Raw genomic sequence first — 14088 nt, 5'->3', positions numbered from 1 at the left:
CCAGCGGGTGGCGTGCCCACCTTCAGCGCGCTGGCGACGGCGGCGTACTGTCCGCGCCAGCTCTACTATCGACAGCGCGACCCGCCCGACGGACTGCCGGCCGCAGCGGAGCGCGCGCACAGTCTCGCTGGCCGGTACCCCGACCTCCTCGTCGCGTCCGACACCGCCCTTCGGACGTTCGACCTCGCGGTCGACCCCGAAGCCTACCGACGGCGGCTCCGCGCGCTTAGCGAACGCGACTGCTGGCAGACCCTCACCGACCCGCCCGAGAGCGACGTGCTCGTCGAAGGACGCGACTGCCGCGGCACGGTCCAGAAAATCGGGTACGACCCCCTCCGGCCCGTGCTCGTCTCGCCCGGCGACCCCGCGGACAGCGGCGTGTGGGAGCCACAGCGGGTGCGGGCGGTCGCGGCGGCGCTCGCGCTCGCGTGGCGCGAACGCACGCCCGTCGACTCGGCGCTCGTCGAGTACCCCCGTCACGGCGTCGTCCGGGAAGTCAGACTCACTGCGGGGAATCGCGCGCTCTACCGCCGCACGCTCCGCGCCGTCGAGGGATTGGACGGCCCGCCGCCCCGCCTCCGCGACACCGCGCGCTGCGGGAGCTGCGACTACCGCGCGGAGTGCGGGACGAAGACGCGGAGCCTACGCTCGCTCCTGTAGCCAGCGCTCGATTCGGTCGGCGTTCTGGCCACGGCGGTGAATCACGCCCGCGTCCGCGTCGACGACGGTGCTCTCCCCGCCCGGCGTCTCCCCGCCGTCAAGGACCACGCTGGCGGCGTCCCGTATCTCGGGGTTGAGGTCGGTGACGCGGCGGGCGTTCGAGCGGCCGCTCCGGTTCGCGCTCGTCGCCGTCACCGGCCCCGCGGCGTCGAGGAAGTCGAGCGCGAGCGCGTGGTCGGGCACGCGAACGCCCACCGTCGGTTTCCCGCCGGTGAGCGCGTCCGGGACGTGGTCGCGCTTCTCGCAGACCACCGTCACCGCGCCCGGGAGGAATTCGCGCATGAACGCCTCCTCGCGCTCGCTCGCGTCCACGTGGTCGAGCGCGTCGTCCACGCTCCCGACGCCCATCGACAGCGGTTTCGAGCGATCCCGAGCCTTCGCCGCGAACACGCGCTCTATCGCCTCCGGGTCGAGCGCGTCGCCGGCGAGACCATAGACGGTGTCGGTCGGGTAGACGACGAGTTCGCCGTGCTCGATGGCGGTGGTGGCGTCCGCGAGCGACATCTACAGGTCGTCGACCGCGGCCTCGATTTCGTCGTAGTCCGGGAACTCCGGCCACTCCTCCGCGACCCACGCGTACGCCACGGTCCGGTCCTCGTCGATGACGTACACCGCCGGCCGTGGTTCCTCGATGCCGGCCATGCCGTCGAGGTCGTGCTCGATGCCGTACTTGCGCGCCACGTCGTTCGCGGGGTCGCTGAACAGCTCGTACTGCTCGATGCCGCGCTCCGCGATGGTGCGCTTGTGCTCGTACGGCGACGAGATAGAGAGGCCAACGACCTGCACGCCGTACTGCTCGAACTCGCGCTCCGCGAGTTCCTGCCACGCGTACGTGGCCGGGAACGCGCCGTCCATCGAGTGGAACACGAGCACCACCGGCGACTCGTCGAGGAGGTCCGTGAGCGAGGCGTCCTCCCAGTACTCGTCGTTCACGAGCGGGCGCGTGAAGTTCGGCGCGTGCTCGCCCTCGGTCACGTGGTCCGCGTCGGGGAGGTCGACGACGTCGAAGTCCATCAGTTCTCACCCCCGTACGTCCGGTCGAGGTACTGGACGATGTTCCCGGACTCGGCCATCGCGACGCCCGTGTTGTCGTCGATGATGGCGGGGACGGTGCGCGCGCCGACGACGCGCTTCACGGCGTCGCGCTCCGAGTGCAGGGGTTCGACGAACCGCGAGTGGTAGTCGAGGCCGTACTCGTCGAGTTTGTTCACGACGCGCTCGCAGAACGGACACGCCTGCAGTCGATAGAGCAGGATGTCGGCGTCCGCGCTCTCCGGTTTCGGCGTTGCTTCGCTCGCGCTCATGGTCGAGTGTTCGGTCGAACCCGGCGTAAACGTGTTGCCCGCGGCACGCAGGGGGTAACGTTTAATCGGACGGGGACGAAATCCATGATTATTGTGGGTTTGTCTCCGGTACTGACACCGCTGGTGTTCGGCGTGACGCTCGGGACCGATACGTACGCCGCGCTTGGCGCCGTCGCGATAGTCATCCTGATGGCGCTCTCGGCGTTCTTCTCGTCCTCGGAGATTGCGTTGTTCTCCATCGCTCGCCACCGCATCGACGCGCTCCGCGAGGAGGGCGTTCCCGGTGCGGAGGCCGTGGCGTCCCTCAAAGAGGACCCGCACCGCCTCCTGGTGACGATTCTCGTCGGGAACAACCTCGTGAACATCGCGATGTCCTCCCTCGCCACCGCGCTCGTGGGAATGTACGTCACGAACTCCGCGGTTGCAGTGCTCGTTTCGACGTTCGGCGTCACCGCGCTCGTCCTCCTGTTCGGCGAGTCCGGGCCGAAGTCGTACGCGGTCGAGAACACGGAGTCGTGGTCGCTCCGGGTTGCGCCGTTCCTCAAGCTCTCGGAACGCGTCCTCTACCCGCTCGTCGTACTGTTCGACTACCTCACGCGGGTCGTGAACCGCGTTACGGGCGGGCGCGCCGCTATCGAAACCTCGTACGTCTCCCGGGACGAGATTCAACAGATGATCAAGACCGGGGAGCGCGAGGGCGTCATCGAGGAGGAAGAACGCGAGATGCTCCAGCGCATCTTCCGGTTCAACAACACTATCGCGAAGGAAGTGATGACGCCCCGGCTCGACGTGGACGCGGTGCCGAAGGACGCGCCGATCGACGAAGCCATCCAGACGTGCGTGCAGTCCGGCCACGAACGACTCCCGATCTACGAGGGCAGTCTGGACAACGTTATCGGTGTCGTCGCGCTCCGCGACCTCGTCCGTGAACACGTCTACGGTGAGGGTGACGAAGTCTCGCTCTCCGACCTCCTCGAACCGACGCTGCACGTTCCGGAGTCGAAGAACGTCGACGAACTCCTGCAGGAGATGCAGGACGAGCGCGTCGGGATGGTCGTGGTCCTCGACGAGTTCGGCACCACGGAGGGACTCATCACGACCGAGGACCTCATCGAGGAGATTGTCGGCGAAATTCTGGAAGGCGAAGAGGAGAAGCCCGTGACGTTCGTCGACGACGATTCGGTGGTGGTGCACGGCGAGGTGAACATCGACGAGGTGAACGACGCGCTCGACATCGACCTCCCCGAGGGCGAGGAGTTCGAAACCATCGCGGGCTTCATCTTCAACCGGGCGGGCCGGCTCGTGGAGGAGGGTGAGACGTTCGAGTACGACGGCGTCGAACTCCGCGCGGAGACGGTGGAGAACACCCGCATCATGAAGGCGCGCGTCTCACGGGTCGAAGAACCCGTTGAGGACGCCGAGTCGCTCGAGGCCGAGAACGAATCCGAGCCTTAGAGAACCGCGTCGACGGCGACGTACGCGCCGTAGCTCGCGCCGAGCGCGATCGCGAGCGACCCGACCCACGCCAGCGCGGTGAACACCATTTTTCGCGTACTCACGCCGCCGCCTGCACCCGCCGCGGCGTACCCGCTACCGATGATGGCGGAGACGATTATCTCGTTGAACGAGACGGGGATGCCGAAGAACACAGCGGCCTGTGCGATGGCGAAACTCGGGATGAGTGCCGCGATCGACCGCCGCGGCCCGAGGCTGGAGTAGTCCTGACTGAGCGCTTTTATCATTCGGGGTGCGCCCGTCCACGACCCGGCGAGCAATCCGATGCCGCCGCCGACGAGCACGTACGTGAGGGGGATGTCCTCGCCGACGAGCGGGAGGAGCGGACCGACGGCCAAGCCGACCTGGCTACCGCCGGCGCTGAACGCGACGAGGCTGCCGAGCGCGAGGAGGAACCGGCGCTGGCCGCGCGCGGGGTCGCGGTCGATTTCGCGATAGAGGACGAGCGCGACGAGCGCGGCGACGCCGAGCGTCACCGCCACGCGTCCCGGAATTCCGGGCGTAACGGCGCCGGAGAGCGACCGGCTCACGCCGCTCGGCCCGAGGAACACGAACTTCACGTTCGCGACGATGACGCCGACGACGCCGCCGAGAACGGGAATGACGACGCGGTCGCGGTCGAGGCGGCGGAGCGCCCGCGCGGTGGCGTACGCGATGCCGCCGCCGACGAACGGCACGAGCACCCAGAGCGCCACTATCTGCTGGTACTTCGCCCACGCGGGCGCGCCCCCCATCGCGAGGCCCGTCCCCACCACCGCGCCCGTGACGGTGAACGCGGTGGCGATGGGGTAGCCCGCGAACACGCCGATAGCGACGAGCACCGCGGCGATAGTGAGTGCGATGACCGCCGCTGTCGGGGAGAGTGACTGACCGATGATGAGGTCCTGTCCGACCGCTTCGCTCACGTTCGCACCCTGGAGGACGGCGCCTGCGAGCCCGAGAATACCGACGAGGAACCCCGCGCGCATCACGGGAATCGCGTTCGCGCCGACCGCGGGCGCGAACGGTGTCGACCCGGACGACCCCGCGCCGATAGCCCACGCCATGAAGAGGCTCGCTATGGCGGCGATGACCAGAATCGCGAGACCTGCCATACGCTCCCGTGTGGAGGGTGACGCTTGAGGGTGTCGCTTAGTTCGTCGTCGGGTTCGTGTCCGCGTCCGTCTCCGGGAGGTCCACGCCCTCCGCCGCCGCGACTGCCTCCACATCCTTCTCCGTGTCCACGTGCCAGCGCTCGACGTCCTCCTTGTACGATTCGAGGTACTCGCGCACCGCGTCCTTCAGGTCGTCGTCGTTCACGTTCACCTCGAACACGAACTCCTCCTGGGAGCGCACGTACCGGATGTTCGCGCTCACGAGATCGTTGTCGAAGTAGTAGGGCGCGATCTGCGTCATCACCTTCCGGTACACCGTGTTCTCGATGGTCCGCAGCGCTTTCCGGCCCGCCGTGTCCGCCGCGCGCGCCACGTAGTCGATAGAGTCCTGCCACTTCGACACCGCGCCGTCCACGTCGTCGTCCCCTAGCTTCTCGTAGGACTCCGTGAGGCGCTCGCCCGCACTCCCGAGGTCGTCGTCCGGGGACTTTCCCGCGCGCTCGCCCTCCCCCTCGCCGACGCTCGCCTGCTCGGCCGTCTTCTCCGACACCTCCTCGTCGATCCGCTCGTGCGCCTTCGGCCGCCACTCGTCCCACGCCGCCAGCGCGTCCGAATCGACGCCCGCCTCCCGGAACGCGTGCGTCACGCGCTCACCGTGCTCGACGATATCGCCCCAGTCCCCCCGAACCTTGAACCCGGAGATACTCTCTTCCATCGCGGTTTGAACCGCCTACGACGCCCGCCGCCTTACGTGTTACCGCTGCGAACGATTCACACGACCTCTTTCGTCGCCCTCTCCCGTTTCGCCGTCACCAGAACGCGTTGCGTTCTGGTTGGCTCACGAGACGCGGCGCGTCTCGTGAACGTTCGCGCGTTCGGGGAACTGTCGTTCCGCCTGTTCCCCGCTCACGTGTTCCGCGGCGTCCGCAGAACCGCGGGACGGTTCTGTCGGGATACGAGAATCGGAAGCCGATTCTCGAACGCGTAGCGCCGCGCGTGCTCACGCGTCGCTACACTCCGCGTTCGCCTCGTTCGTGGCGTCTCCGACGCCACGTAACCGACACCTTAACGCAATCCCCGGCCCGTTTTTCCGGTATGCCAATCGAGGACCGCGAGAACGCGCACGTCATCACGCACGCGCTCGCGAAGGACACGCTCTCCCGGATTCGGGACGAATCGACGGAGCAGGTCGGATTCCGAAAGGGCCTGGTGAAGCTCGGCCGCATCTGCGGGTACGAGGTCATCGACGGCGTGATGGAGACCGAGTACGTGGAACTGGAGACGCCGCTCGCGCCGACGACGGGCGAGCGCGTGAAGGGCCTGGACGACGTGGTCATCATCAACGTGCTGCGGGCGGCCACGCCGTTCGTCGAGGGGCTGTTGAAGGCGTTCCCGCGCGCGAAGCAGGGCGTCATCAGCGCGGGCCGCGACGAGTCCGGGCAGCGCGAGGACGGCACCTTCCCAATCACCGTGGACTACGTGAAACTCCCCGAAATCAAGGAGGAGGACACGGTCATCGTCGCGGACCCGATGCTCGCGACGGGGTCCACGATGTGCACCGTCCTCGAAACCGTGCTGGAGGGGCAGGCGGAGCCGGAGAACCTCTTCGTGCTCTCGGCGGTGTCCGCGCCGGACGGCCTGCTGCGCGTCCAGGACGGCTTCCCCGAGGCGGACCTCCTCACGGTCAGCATCGACGACCACCTCAACGAGGAGGGCTACATCATCCCCGGACTCGGCGACGCCGGTGACCGCGCGTTCCGCACGAAGTAGGGACCGTAACGCCCAACGTCGTTCACGAGAGTCGCCACGTATGACTCCGGTCGTGCTGTTCGTGCTCGCCGTCGGCCTGCCGCTCCTGGTCGTCGCCGTCGTCTACGGCGGCGCGATGCTGGTCGGCGTCGCGCCCGATTTCGCGCTCATCGTGCTCACATTGCCGCTGCTGGCGCTTCTCCTCTACGCGCTCTCCGTGGTCGAGACGAAGACGGAGCGCGAGCGCGACCTCCCGGACTCGCTCTGGAAGCGTCTCGCGTCGTTCGCGCGCGGTGGCGACGACGGCCCTGACATCGAGGCGCGCGACCGCATGAACCCCGAGGAGCGCCAGCGTATCGCACGACAGATTCTCGTGTTCTCCGTCGCGGGCCTCCTCTGGACGTTCGGGGTGGCGTACGGCTTCTGACGCCGCAGTTCTTTATACCTCGGCGTGTATGCGGTACGTATGTCGGAGGACTCCTGCGACCACTGCGGGGACGACGTATCGGACGCTCTCGCTCGCACGGTCCGCGTCACCGTCGACCGCTCCCAGATTGACCAACAGCGGCTCTGCCCGACGTGCTTCGCGGACTGGATCGACCGCTACGAGGCGGAGATGCAGCCCGAGGAGACGACCACCGTGGACGACGAGAACATCATCGTCGACTAAGTTACCTATCGCGGATACGTCGGCGCGTGTATGAAACGACTGATTCGCATCGTCGCACTCTACGGCGTCCTCGTCCCCGGCCTCGTCGTCGCGATAGCGGTCGGCGTCGCCGCGTATCAGGAGTTTCCGCCCGGAAACGTCGCGCTCGCACTGGCGTTCGCGTTCGCGTGCGTCTCGCTCGTGTTGACGAGCGGCGCGGACGACCACATCGAGAACGCGAAGGCGATGGGGCGTAACCCGATGACGGCGTGGCGGGACCTCCACGAGCACGACGAGTGGAACCGCACCTCGCCGCGCATCGTCGCGATTCGCGCGTTCTTCATCGGTGGGTTCGTCATCGCCGGCGCGACGCTCGCCGCCATCCACGTCGCCTAACCCCTTTCCTTCACCTCGAACCCCACCGTAGTCGTGCGTTTTTCTCGTGAATGTTCCGAACGAAGCCGACCCCCGGACGGCTCCGTACTCCTCTTTACTTCTCGGTGTCCGTACCGTCCGTTCCGTCCGCCTCGCTACCCGCGCTCAGGCCGTTGTTCTCGGGGCGGTCGAGCGCGCGCTCGGCGTCGCTGTGCGCGGAGTAGCCGTCGAACCACCGGACGAGGCGCTCCAGTCGGTCGACGACGTGCCCGGGTTCGCCCGACCGGGAGAGTTCGTGGCCCTCCCGCGGATACCGGACGAGGCGGGTGTCGACGCCGTTCTTCTTCATGAAGAGGTAGAACATCTCGCCGTTGTTCACGGGGACGCGGAAGTCGTTGTCCGCGTGCACCACGAGCGTCGGCGTCTCCACCTGGTCCGCGTACGCCACTGGACTCTGCTCCCAGAGGAAGTCTGGTTCCTCCCAGGGCGTCGTGCCGAAGTCGCCCTCCACGAGCTTGAACGCGTCCGTGGAGCCGTAGAACGAGGAGAGGTCGTAGACGCCGCGCTGGGCGACCGCGCCGTCGAAGTACTGGGTGTGGCCGACGATCCAGCCGGTCATGTACCCGCCGAACGAGCCGCCGGTGACGAACGTGTCGTCCTCGTCGACGTACTCGCGGTCCGCGACGGCGCGCGTGCCGGCCATCACGTCCGTCATTGTCACGTCACCCCAGTCGCGTTCGATGGCGGTCGCGAACTCCTCGCCGTAGCCCGTCGAGCCGCGGGGGTTCGACCAGAAGACGACGTAGCCCGCGGCGGCGAGCGTCTGGAACTCGTGCCACATCGTGCCCGCGGTGCTCCACATCGCGTGCGGGCCGCCGTGAATCTCCACCGCGAGCGGATAGGTCTCGTCGGGGTCGAAGTCCGGCGGGGTGAGCACCCAGCCCTGGATCTTGGTATGGCCCGGTTCGGCAGACGGGTCAGTATTGGTATGGCCCGGTTCGGCAGACGGGTCAGTACTGTCGCCCTCGCCGTTCTCGAACCACACTTCCTCGGGTTCGGAGACCGCGCGGTCGTCGAGGTAGTCGCTGTTCAATCGGGTGAGGCGGACCTCCTCGGCGCCGCCGGGCGTCGCGGCGAACACGTCGCCGGGGTGGTCCCATTCGGACTGCGTGAACGCCACCGCGTCCGTCGAGACGGAGAAGCCGTCGATGTGGCCACCGGTGTCGAGCACCGTCTCGACGCCGGTCTCCGTCGTTCGTCGCAGCACGACCCGGCCCTCGTCGGGCGTCGCGAAGTACAGCGAGTCCTTCCGGAACTCCAGCCCGAGCGCGCTCACGGTGCGGTCGAGACCGTCCGTGACGGTCTCCGCGTCGCCCGTTTCGAGGTCGAGCACGTCGATTTCGGACTGCCGCATCGACGCGTTCTCCAGCGGCGTCCACGTGTACGCGAGCGTCTCCGGCGTGGCGGCGAGCATCGGCATCCAGCCCGTCACCTCCGTCACGGTCTCCGCCGTCCCAGCGTCGATGTCGTACGCGTCAACGTCGAACGTCATCGAATCGTCCGGTTCCGCGCCGCGCTTCACGCCGAAGTAGACGGTAGTAGAGTCGCCCCAGGTCGCGGAGACGTGGTCGAAGTCGCCGTCCGTGACGCGCTCTAACTCATCGGTGTCGGCGTCGAGGACGTAGACGTGGTTGCGGGCGTTGTCGATGTAGCGCGCGCCGGCGCGGTAGATGTGCCGGTCGATGACGCGGGGGTCGGGCGGTTCGCGCTCGTACTCCTCGTCGGGGAGTTCGAGGTCGATTCCGTCCTCGCGCTCGGTGGGGGTGACCGACTGCGTGAACAGGAGGCGCTCGCCGTCCGGACTCCACTCCGGGTTCGAGACGCCGCCCGGTACGTCCGTCACCCGCCGCGCTTCGCCGCCGCTCGTGGGCAGAATCCACAACTGGGGGCGGTCGTCGTCCCCGCCGCGCGTGCTGACGAACGCGAGGCGGTCGCCGGACGGCGACCACCGCGGCTGGGAGTCCGCGCCCTCGCCCGTCGTGAACTGCCGCGGCTCCCCGCCGCCCACAGGCACTACGTGGACGGTGCTGTCGTAGGACTCGTCGTCCTCGGGGATGCGCCGCACGAACGCCACGCGGTCGCCGTCCGGCGAGACGCGGGGGTCGCTCGGCTTCGCGATATCGTGATGCTCGCTCGCACGAATCCGATTCATACGTTCGGGTGGCAACCCGACACAAAGGCTATTTCGGTTCGAAACTGAGCGGTGACCGCGCGTCCCCACACGGTCACTCGATGTCCGCTCGACCGCTCGTCGCGTCCCGAAGCCGGTCGCGGAGCGCGTCCGCGTCCGCTGCTGCGACGGTCACGTCGAACGCCACGTTTTCGCCGTACTCGGCATCGAACGAGCAGTTCGCGGATTCGAGGATGCCGCGCGCCGTCCCGGAGTCGTCGTAGTCGACCGTCACCGAGAACGCCTCCTGCGGGCGCTCCTCCACGGTCCCCGCGTCCGCGACGGCGTCCTTCACGGCCTTCGAGTACGCCCGAACGAGACCGCCGACGCCGAGGTTCGTCCCGCCGTAATATCGCGTGACGACGACCACGACGTTCTCCAGCTCCTCGCCCTGCAGGACGTTCAGCGCCGGTTTTCCCGACGACCCCGACGGCTCCCCGTCGTCGCTCTGGTACTCCCGCAGCATGTAGTCAGTACCCGGCCCGCCGGACTCCACTCGAACGCGGTACGCGGGGACGTTGTGGGTCGCGTCGTCGTACTCCGCGCGCACGGCGTCGATGAACGCCTCCGCGTCCTCGGTCGTGGCGGCGTGTCGGACGTGGCCGATGAACTCGGAGCCCCGCACCTCGAACGATGCCTGTCCGGCGTTCGCGACGGTTCGATACGATTCCGACATCAGGACAGTTCGACGGACCGCACGAAGCCGAGGTTCATCAGGTCGGTGACGAGGTCGCCGGGGAGGTCTTCGTCTGTGACGAGGTAGAGACGGGGTTCGTCCGTGAACTCGGGGTCCTCGCTGATGGTCTGGCGGATGCTGATGCCGTAGTCCGCGACGAGACTCGTCACCTGCGCGACGATGCCTGACTCGTCGGCGTCGTTCACGGCGATGGTGATGACCGTGAGGTCGAGGACGGGCGCGAGGTCCATCAGGCTCGGAATCTGACTGATGTTCCGGAAGATGCGCGTGAGGTCGTCGTCCGCGAGGATGGCGTCCGTCGTGGAATCGACCACGCGCCTGTCCACGCCGGCCTCCTGCGCTATCTGCGTGTATGGAATCTCGATGTCGCCGGAGACGACGCGGCCCTCCGCGTTCACGGAGAAGCCGCGTTCGAGCAGGAGGCGGATGACGGCCTGCTGGCCGGGGCTTCCCTCGAACTTCTCGAGTATCTCGTCGAACATCTACAGCTGGCCTTTCGTGCTCGCGACGCCCTGCCGGCGGTCGTCCACGCGCGTCGCGTCGTCCAGCGCGCGCGCCACGGCCTTGAACGCGGCCTCTATCTCGTGGTGCGCGTTCTCGCCCTCGATGTCGACGTGGATGGTCGCGCCCGCGTTCGTCGCGAACGACCGGAAGAAGTGCCGCGCCATCACGCTCGTGAACTCGCCCACGTACGCCTGACTGAACTCGCCGCTGAACTCGTAGAGCGGGCGGCCGGAGAGGTCGAGGACGACGCTCGCGACGGCTTCGTCGAGCGGGACGCGGCGGTCGGCGAACCGCTCCAGTCCCGATTTGTCGCCGAGCGCGTCCGCGAACGCGTGCCCGAGGACGATACCAACGTCCTCGACGGTGTGGTGGTCGTCGATGTCGAGGTCGCCCGCGCAGGAGACCGTGAGGTCGAACAGGCCGTGTTTCGCGAACGACTCCAGCATGTGGTCGAAGAAGCCGATTCCCGTCTCGACGTCGCTCTCTCCGGTTCCGTCCACGTCGAGGGCGACCTCGATTTCGGTTTCGGCGGTCGCGCGTGCGACGCTCGCGCTTCTCTCGCTCATACCTCCTCTATTACCGGCCCCCACAAGGGTCTAGCGCTGCCCGACGGCCGCCTGCGCCTCCCGGAGCGTGAAGTTCCCCTCGTAGAGCGCGGTGCCGACGACGGCGGCGGCCGCGCCCGCCTCCTTCGTCGCGACCACGTCGTCGACGGTGGCGACGCCGCCCGACGCGACGACGGGAATGTCGACGGCGCTTGCGACGCGCTCGATTTCCTCGGTTCGAACGCCCGCTTCCTGTCCCTCCACGTCCACGTCCGTGAACAGGATGCCGGACGCGCCGAGCTCCTCGTAGCGCCCCGCGGCCTCGGCGGGGTCGAGACCCGTTCCTTCGGTCCACCCGGAGACGACGACCTCGCCGCCCTTCGCGTCGAGACTGACGAGCACGCCGTCGGGATAGCTGTTCGTCACCACGTCCACGATTTCGGGGTCCTCGACGGCCGCCGTCCCGAGGATGACGCGGTCCACGCCGAGGCGGAGGAGGCCCATCGCGTCCGCCGCGGTGCGCACGCCGCCGCCGAGCTGAATGTCGACGTCAACGGCCGCGAGAATCGCCTCGACGGCGTCCGCGTTCTTCCGCTGCCCCTCGAACGCGCCGTCGAGGTCGACGACGTGGAGAGTTTCCGCGCCCTCATCCACCCAGTTTTCGGCGGCGGCGAGCGGGTCCCCATACGTTGTTCCCGTTCCGCGCTCGCCCTGCACCAACTGCACCGCCTCCCCGTCCTGCATGTCCACCGCGGGGACGACTTCGAAGGACTCGAACATACCCCTGAGTTCACACCCGACCGGGAAAAACGCCGACGGTTCTTCGGGGGGTTCAAACGCCCCGAACGAGTAGCCGGGATAGATGGAACTGCTCCTTGTCGTCGGTCTCGCGGTCGCCGTGTTCGTCGGTTTCAACATCGGCGGGTCGTCGACGGGCGTCGCGTTCGGCCCCGCCGTCGGGAGTAACGTCGTCTCCAAACTCGGTGCGGCCGGTCTCATGACGGGGTTCGCGCTGCTCGGCGGGTGGACCGTCGGCCGGAACGTCATCGACACGATGGGTGGCGACATCGTCCCCGCCGACACGTTCACGCTCGCCGCGTCCGTCGGCGTCCTCTTCTTCGTCGGGCTGGCGCTCTTCATCTCGAACACGTTCGGCGTCCCCGCCTCCACGTCCATGACCGCCGTCGGCGCCATCGCCGGACTGGGCGTCGCGTCCGGCACGCTCGACTGGGCGGTGATGGGCGAAATCGTCATCTGGTGGCTCGTCGCACCCATTCTCGCGTTCTGGGTGTGCGCCGTCATCGGCCGCTACCTCTACCCCTACCTCGACGCCGCGTTCCCCATCGAGAAATCCGAACGCTCCGTGGTATACCTGGAGGGACTCCGCCCCCGTATCGCGGACGACGCTACCGGCCGCGAACTCCTCGCGAGCGCGCTCGTGGTCGTTATCGGCTGTTACATGGCGTTCTCCGCGGGCGCGTCGAACGTCGCGAACGCCGTCGCCCCGCTCGTCGGGAGCGACGCCATCACCGCCAGCAACGGCGTCCTGCTCGCCGGCGCGGCAATCGGCGTCGGCGCGTTCACCATCGCCCGCCGCACTCTCGACACGGTCGGGAACGACCTGACGGACCTCCCGTTGCTCGCCGCGCTCATCGTCGAGGTCGTCTCCGCCAGCCTCATCACCTTCCTTTCCGTCATCGGCATCCCCGCCAGCCTCGCCGTCTCAGCCACCATGTCCATCGTCGGACTGGGCTGGGGGCGCGCCACCCGCACCGTCACTGCGAGCGACGTCGCCCGCCGAGACGTGGACGCGAAGGTCAGCATGAACGCGCTCGCAGCCGACCGCCCCGACGAAGTCCCCGCGATGGGCGAGGAGGACCCGGACGAACTCGTCGCGAGCGACCTCTTCAACCCCACCACCACCGCCCGCGTCGTCGTGCTCTGGGTGCTCACGCCCTCCATCGCCGCGGTCGCCTCGTGGGGACTGTTCAGCCTGATACCGCTTTACACGCCCTGAGGACGGACGCATCCCACAAGCCATATGACTCCGGCCGTAGAACCGTCAGGTGATGCCAACCGTCGAATACCTCAACTACGAAGTGCTGGACGACCACGGCTGGGATATCGAGGACGACGACCTCTTCGAGAAGGCCGCCGACGCCGGCCTCGACGCCGAGGACTACGGCGAACTCGACGTACCGCAGGGCGGCTACATCCTCGAATCCGCCGAGGCACAGGGCTACGACTGGCCGTTCTCGTGTCGCGCCGGCGCGTGTGCGAACTGCGCGTCCATCCTCAAGGAGGGCGAGATCAACATGGACATGCAGCAGATTCTCTCCGACGAGGAAGTCGAGGAGAAGGACGTCCGCCTCACCTGCATCGGTAGCCCCGAGACGGAGGAAGTCCGCATCGTCTACAACGCGAAGCACCTCGACTACCTCCAGAACCGCGTCATCTAAACAACGGCGTATAACGCTCGTTACACAGACGCGGCCCCTTCCAGGGGTGGCGATAGTTCAGACCAGCCGTTTCCGGCCTGAAATCGGTCTCTACTGGCCGTTTTCTCTTGCAGCACTAACTGCGTTCAGAACAGACCCGCGTTTCCCACTTTCGTTCTGACAACGTGGGTACAAAACAGTCGTACTGATAGCACGCGGGTCGTACTGTCAGTAGGTGTGAGGCTCTCACGCTTTCTCTCGCACTCGT

18 protein-coding genes are annotated in these 14088 nt (G+C 67.6%); 8 read left to right on the top strand and 10 right to left on the bottom strand.

Annotated elements, in window-relative coordinates:
- Positions 1 to 12 precede the first annotated feature (12 nt).
- Positions 13 to 660 (top strand): CRISPR-associated protein Cas4, encoded by a 648-nt coding sequence (locus U3A55_RS08590; RefSeq protein ID WP_330991082.1) that lies wholly within the window; start codon positions 13 to 15, stop codon positions 658 to 660.
- Here U3A55_RS08590 and U3A55_RS08585 read toward each other — a convergent pair.
- Genes U3A55_RS08585 through U3A55_RS08575 form a run of 3 tightly spaced genes read right to left on the bottom strand, consistent with a single transcriptional unit; the run spans position 643 to position 2024 of the window.
- Positions 643 to 1224, bottom strand: coding sequence for an L-threonylcarbamoyladenylate synthase (locus U3A55_RS08585; RefSeq protein ID WP_330991081.1), 582 nt, complete (start codon positions 1222 to 1224; stop codon positions 643 to 645). The genes U3A55_RS08590 and U3A55_RS08585 overlap by 18 nt on opposite strands.
- Positions 1225 to 1734: a peroxiredoxin family protein gene (locus tag U3A55_RS08580; RefSeq protein WP_330991080.1), complete on the bottom strand. Its 510-nt coding sequence runs from the start codon at positions 1732 to 1734 to the stop codon at positions 1225 to 1227. It lies immediately after the preceding gene.
- Positions 1734 to 2024, bottom strand: coding sequence for a glutaredoxin family protein (locus U3A55_RS08575; protein WP_330991079.1), 291 nt, complete (start codon positions 2022 to 2024; stop codon positions 1734 to 1736). The genes U3A55_RS08580 and U3A55_RS08575 overlap by 1 nt, the downstream gene beginning before the upstream one ends.
- An 84-nt stretch (positions 2025 to 2108) precedes the next feature.
- On the opposite strand from U3A55_RS08575, the gene U3A55_RS08570 reads away from it, so the two are divergent.
- Positions 2109 to 3479 carry a CNNM domain-containing protein gene (locus U3A55_RS08570; RefSeq protein WP_442978292.1) on the top strand — a complete coding sequence of 457 codons (1371 nt, stop codon included), beginning with the start codon at positions 2109 to 2111 and terminating at the stop codon, positions 3477 to 3479.
- On the opposite strand, the gene U3A55_RS08565 is transcribed toward U3A55_RS08570, so the two are convergent.
- Together U3A55_RS08565 and U3A55_RS08560 are read right to left on the bottom strand one after the other, a co-directional pair.
- On the bottom strand, positions 3476 to 4633 hold the full coding sequence (locus U3A55_RS08565; RefSeq protein WP_330991078.1) for an inorganic phosphate transporter: 1158 nt from the start codon (positions 4631 to 4633) through the stop codon (positions 3476 to 3478). The two genes, U3A55_RS08570 and U3A55_RS08565, sit on opposite strands and share 4 nt — an antisense overlap.
- A gap of 37 nt (positions 4634 to 4670) precedes the next feature.
- Positions 4671 to 5348, bottom strand: a complete 678-nt coding sequence (locus U3A55_RS08560) for a DUF5828 family protein (protein WP_330991077.1) — start codon at positions 5346 to 5348, stop codon at positions 4671 to 4673.
- A 380-nt stretch (positions 5349 to 5728) separates the two neighbouring features.
- Here U3A55_RS08560 and upp point away from each other — a divergent pair, with 380 nt between their 5' ends.
- The 4 genes from upp to U3A55_RS08540 are packed head-to-tail and all read left to right on the top strand — an operon-like array spanning position 5729 to position 7427.
- A complete protein-coding gene (gene upp, locus U3A55_RS08555; RefSeq protein ID WP_330991075.1) occupies positions 5729 to 6403 on the top strand; it encodes a uracil phosphoribosyltransferase in 675 nt (224 codons plus the stop codon).
- 40 nt (positions 6404 to 6443) lie between these two features.
- Complete coding sequence (locus tag U3A55_RS08550) at positions 6444 to 6809, top strand: hypothetical protein (protein WP_330991074.1); 366 nt, start codon at positions 6444 to 6446, stop codon at positions 6807 to 6809.
- A gap of 39 nt (positions 6810 to 6848) precedes the next feature.
- Positions 6849 to 7052, top strand: coding sequence for a DUF7569 family protein (locus U3A55_RS08545; protein WP_330991073.1), 204 nt, complete (start codon positions 6849 to 6851; stop codon positions 7050 to 7052).
- 30 nt (positions 7053 to 7082) lie between these two features.
- On the top strand, positions 7083 to 7427 hold the full coding sequence (locus U3A55_RS08540) for a hypothetical protein (protein ID WP_330991072.1): 345 nt from the start codon (positions 7083 to 7085) through the stop codon (positions 7425 to 7427).
- 94 nt (positions 7428 to 7521) lie between these two features.
- On the opposite strand, the gene U3A55_RS08535 is transcribed toward U3A55_RS08540, so the two are convergent.
- The 5 genes from U3A55_RS08535 to hisA all read right to left on the bottom strand — a co-directional run bounded on the left by U3A55_RS08535 (position 7522) and on the right by hisA (position 12162).
- Positions 7522 to 9618: a S9 family peptidase gene (locus tag U3A55_RS08535; protein ID WP_330991071.1), complete on the bottom strand. Its 2097-nt coding sequence runs from the start codon at positions 9616 to 9618 to the stop codon at positions 7522 to 7524.
- 73 nt (positions 9619 to 9691) lie between these two features.
- Complete coding sequence (locus U3A55_RS08530; RefSeq protein ID WP_330991070.1) at positions 9692 to 10312, bottom strand: IMPACT family protein; 621 nt, start codon at positions 10310 to 10312, stop codon at positions 9692 to 9694.
- Complete coding sequence (locus U3A55_RS08525) at positions 10312 to 10815, bottom strand: amino acid-binding protein (RefSeq protein WP_330991068.1); 504 nt, start codon at positions 10813 to 10815, stop codon at positions 10312 to 10314. The genes U3A55_RS08530 and U3A55_RS08525 overlap by 1 nt, the downstream gene beginning before the upstream one ends.
- Positions 10816 to 11403, bottom strand: a complete 588-nt coding sequence (gene hisB, locus U3A55_RS08520) for an imidazoleglycerol-phosphate dehydratase HisB (protein ID WP_330991067.1) — start codon at positions 11401 to 11403, stop codon at positions 10816 to 10818. It lies immediately after the preceding gene.
- A 30-nt stretch (positions 11404 to 11433) separates the two neighbouring features.
- Entirely contained in the window at positions 11434 to 12162 is a 729-nt protein-coding gene (gene hisA, locus U3A55_RS08515) for a 1-(5-phosphoribosyl)-5-[(5-phosphoribosylamino)methylideneamino]imidazole-4-carboxamide isomerase (RefSeq protein ID WP_330991066.1), read from the bottom strand.
- An 82-nt stretch (positions 12163 to 12244) separates the two neighbouring features.
- Here hisA and U3A55_RS08510 point away from each other — a divergent pair, with 82 nt between their 5' ends.
- A complete protein-coding gene (locus U3A55_RS08510; protein WP_330991065.1) occupies positions 12245 to 13399 on the top strand; it encodes an inorganic phosphate transporter in 1155 nt (384 codons plus the stop codon).
- 52 nt (positions 13400 to 13451) lie between these two features.
- Complete coding sequence (gene fer, locus U3A55_RS08505) at positions 13452 to 13841, top strand: ferredoxin Fer (RefSeq protein ID WP_330991064.1); 390 nt, start codon at positions 13452 to 13454, stop codon at positions 13839 to 13841.
- Positions 13842 to 14088 lie beyond the last annotated feature (247 nt).

It is taken from the genome of Salarchaeum sp. III, assembly GCF_036418315.1.
In the GTDB taxonomy this organism is placed as follows: domain Archaea; phylum Halobacteriota; class Halobacteria; order Halobacteriales; family Halobacteriaceae; genus Salarchaeum.
The sequence above is the reverse complement of the archived record's forward strand: the minus strand, read 5'-3'. Positions and strand labels throughout refer to the sequence as shown.

Coding starts and splice junctions, on each gene's coding strand:
- U3A55_RS08585 (WP_330991081.1), bottom strand. CDS start 1,224: ATGTCGCTCGCGGACGCCACCACCGCCATCGAGCACGGCGAACTCGTC.
- U3A55_RS08580 (WP_330991080.1), bottom strand. CDS start 1,734: ATGGACTTCGACGTCGTCGACCTCCCCGACGCGGACCACGTGACCGAG.
- U3A55_RS08575 (WP_330991079.1), bottom strand. CDS start 2,024: ATGAGCGCGAGCGAAGCAACGCCGAAACCGGAGAGCGCGGACGCCGAC.
- U3A55_RS08570 (WP_442978292.1), top strand. CDS start 2,109: ATGATTATTGTGGGTTTGTCTCCGGTACTGACACCGCTGGTGTTCGGC.
- U3A55_RS08565 (WP_330991078.1), bottom strand. CDS start 4,633: ATGGCAGGTCTCGCGATTCTGGTCATCGCCGCCATAGCGAGCCTCTTC.
- U3A55_RS08560 (WP_330991077.1), bottom strand. CDS start 5,348: ATGGAAGAGAGTATCTCCGGGTTCAAGGTTCGGGGGGACTGGGGCGAT.
- upp (WP_330991075.1), top strand. CDS start 5,729: ATGCCAATCGAGGACCGCGAGAACGCGCACGTCATCACGCACGCGCTC.
- U3A55_RS08550 (WP_330991074.1), top strand. CDS start 6,444: ATGACTCCGGTCGTGCTGTTCGTGCTCGCCGTCGGCCTGCCGCTCCTG.
- U3A55_RS08545 (WP_330991073.1), top strand. CDS start 6,849: ATGTCGGAGGACTCCTGCGACCACTGCGGGGACGACGTATCGGACGCT.
- U3A55_RS08540 (WP_330991072.1), top strand. CDS start 7,083: ATGAAACGACTGATTCGCATCGTCGCACTCTACGGCGTCCTCGTCCCC.
- U3A55_RS08535 (WP_330991071.1), bottom strand. CDS start 9,618: ATGAATCGGATTCGTGCGAGCGAGCATCACGATATCGCGAAGCCGAGC.
- U3A55_RS08530 (WP_330991070.1), bottom strand. CDS start 10,312: ATGTCGGAATCGTATCGAACCGTCGCGAACGCCGGACAGGCATCGTTC.
- U3A55_RS08525 (WP_330991068.1), bottom strand. CDS start 10,815: ATGTTCGACGAGATACTCGAGAAGTTCGAGGGAAGCCCCGGCCAGCAG.
- hisB (WP_330991067.1), bottom strand. CDS start 11,403: ATGAGCGAGAGAAGCGCGAGCGTCGCACGCGCGACCGCCGAAACCGAA.
- hisA (WP_330991066.1), bottom strand. CDS start 12,162: ATGTTCGAGTCCTTCGAAGTCGTCCCCGCGGTGGACATGCAGGACGGG.
- U3A55_RS08510 (WP_330991065.1), top strand. CDS start 12,245: ATGGAACTGCTCCTTGTCGTCGGTCTCGCGGTCGCCGTGTTCGTCGGT.
- fer (WP_330991064.1), top strand. CDS start 13,452: ATGCCAACCGTCGAATACCTCAACTACGAAGTGCTGGACGACCACGGC.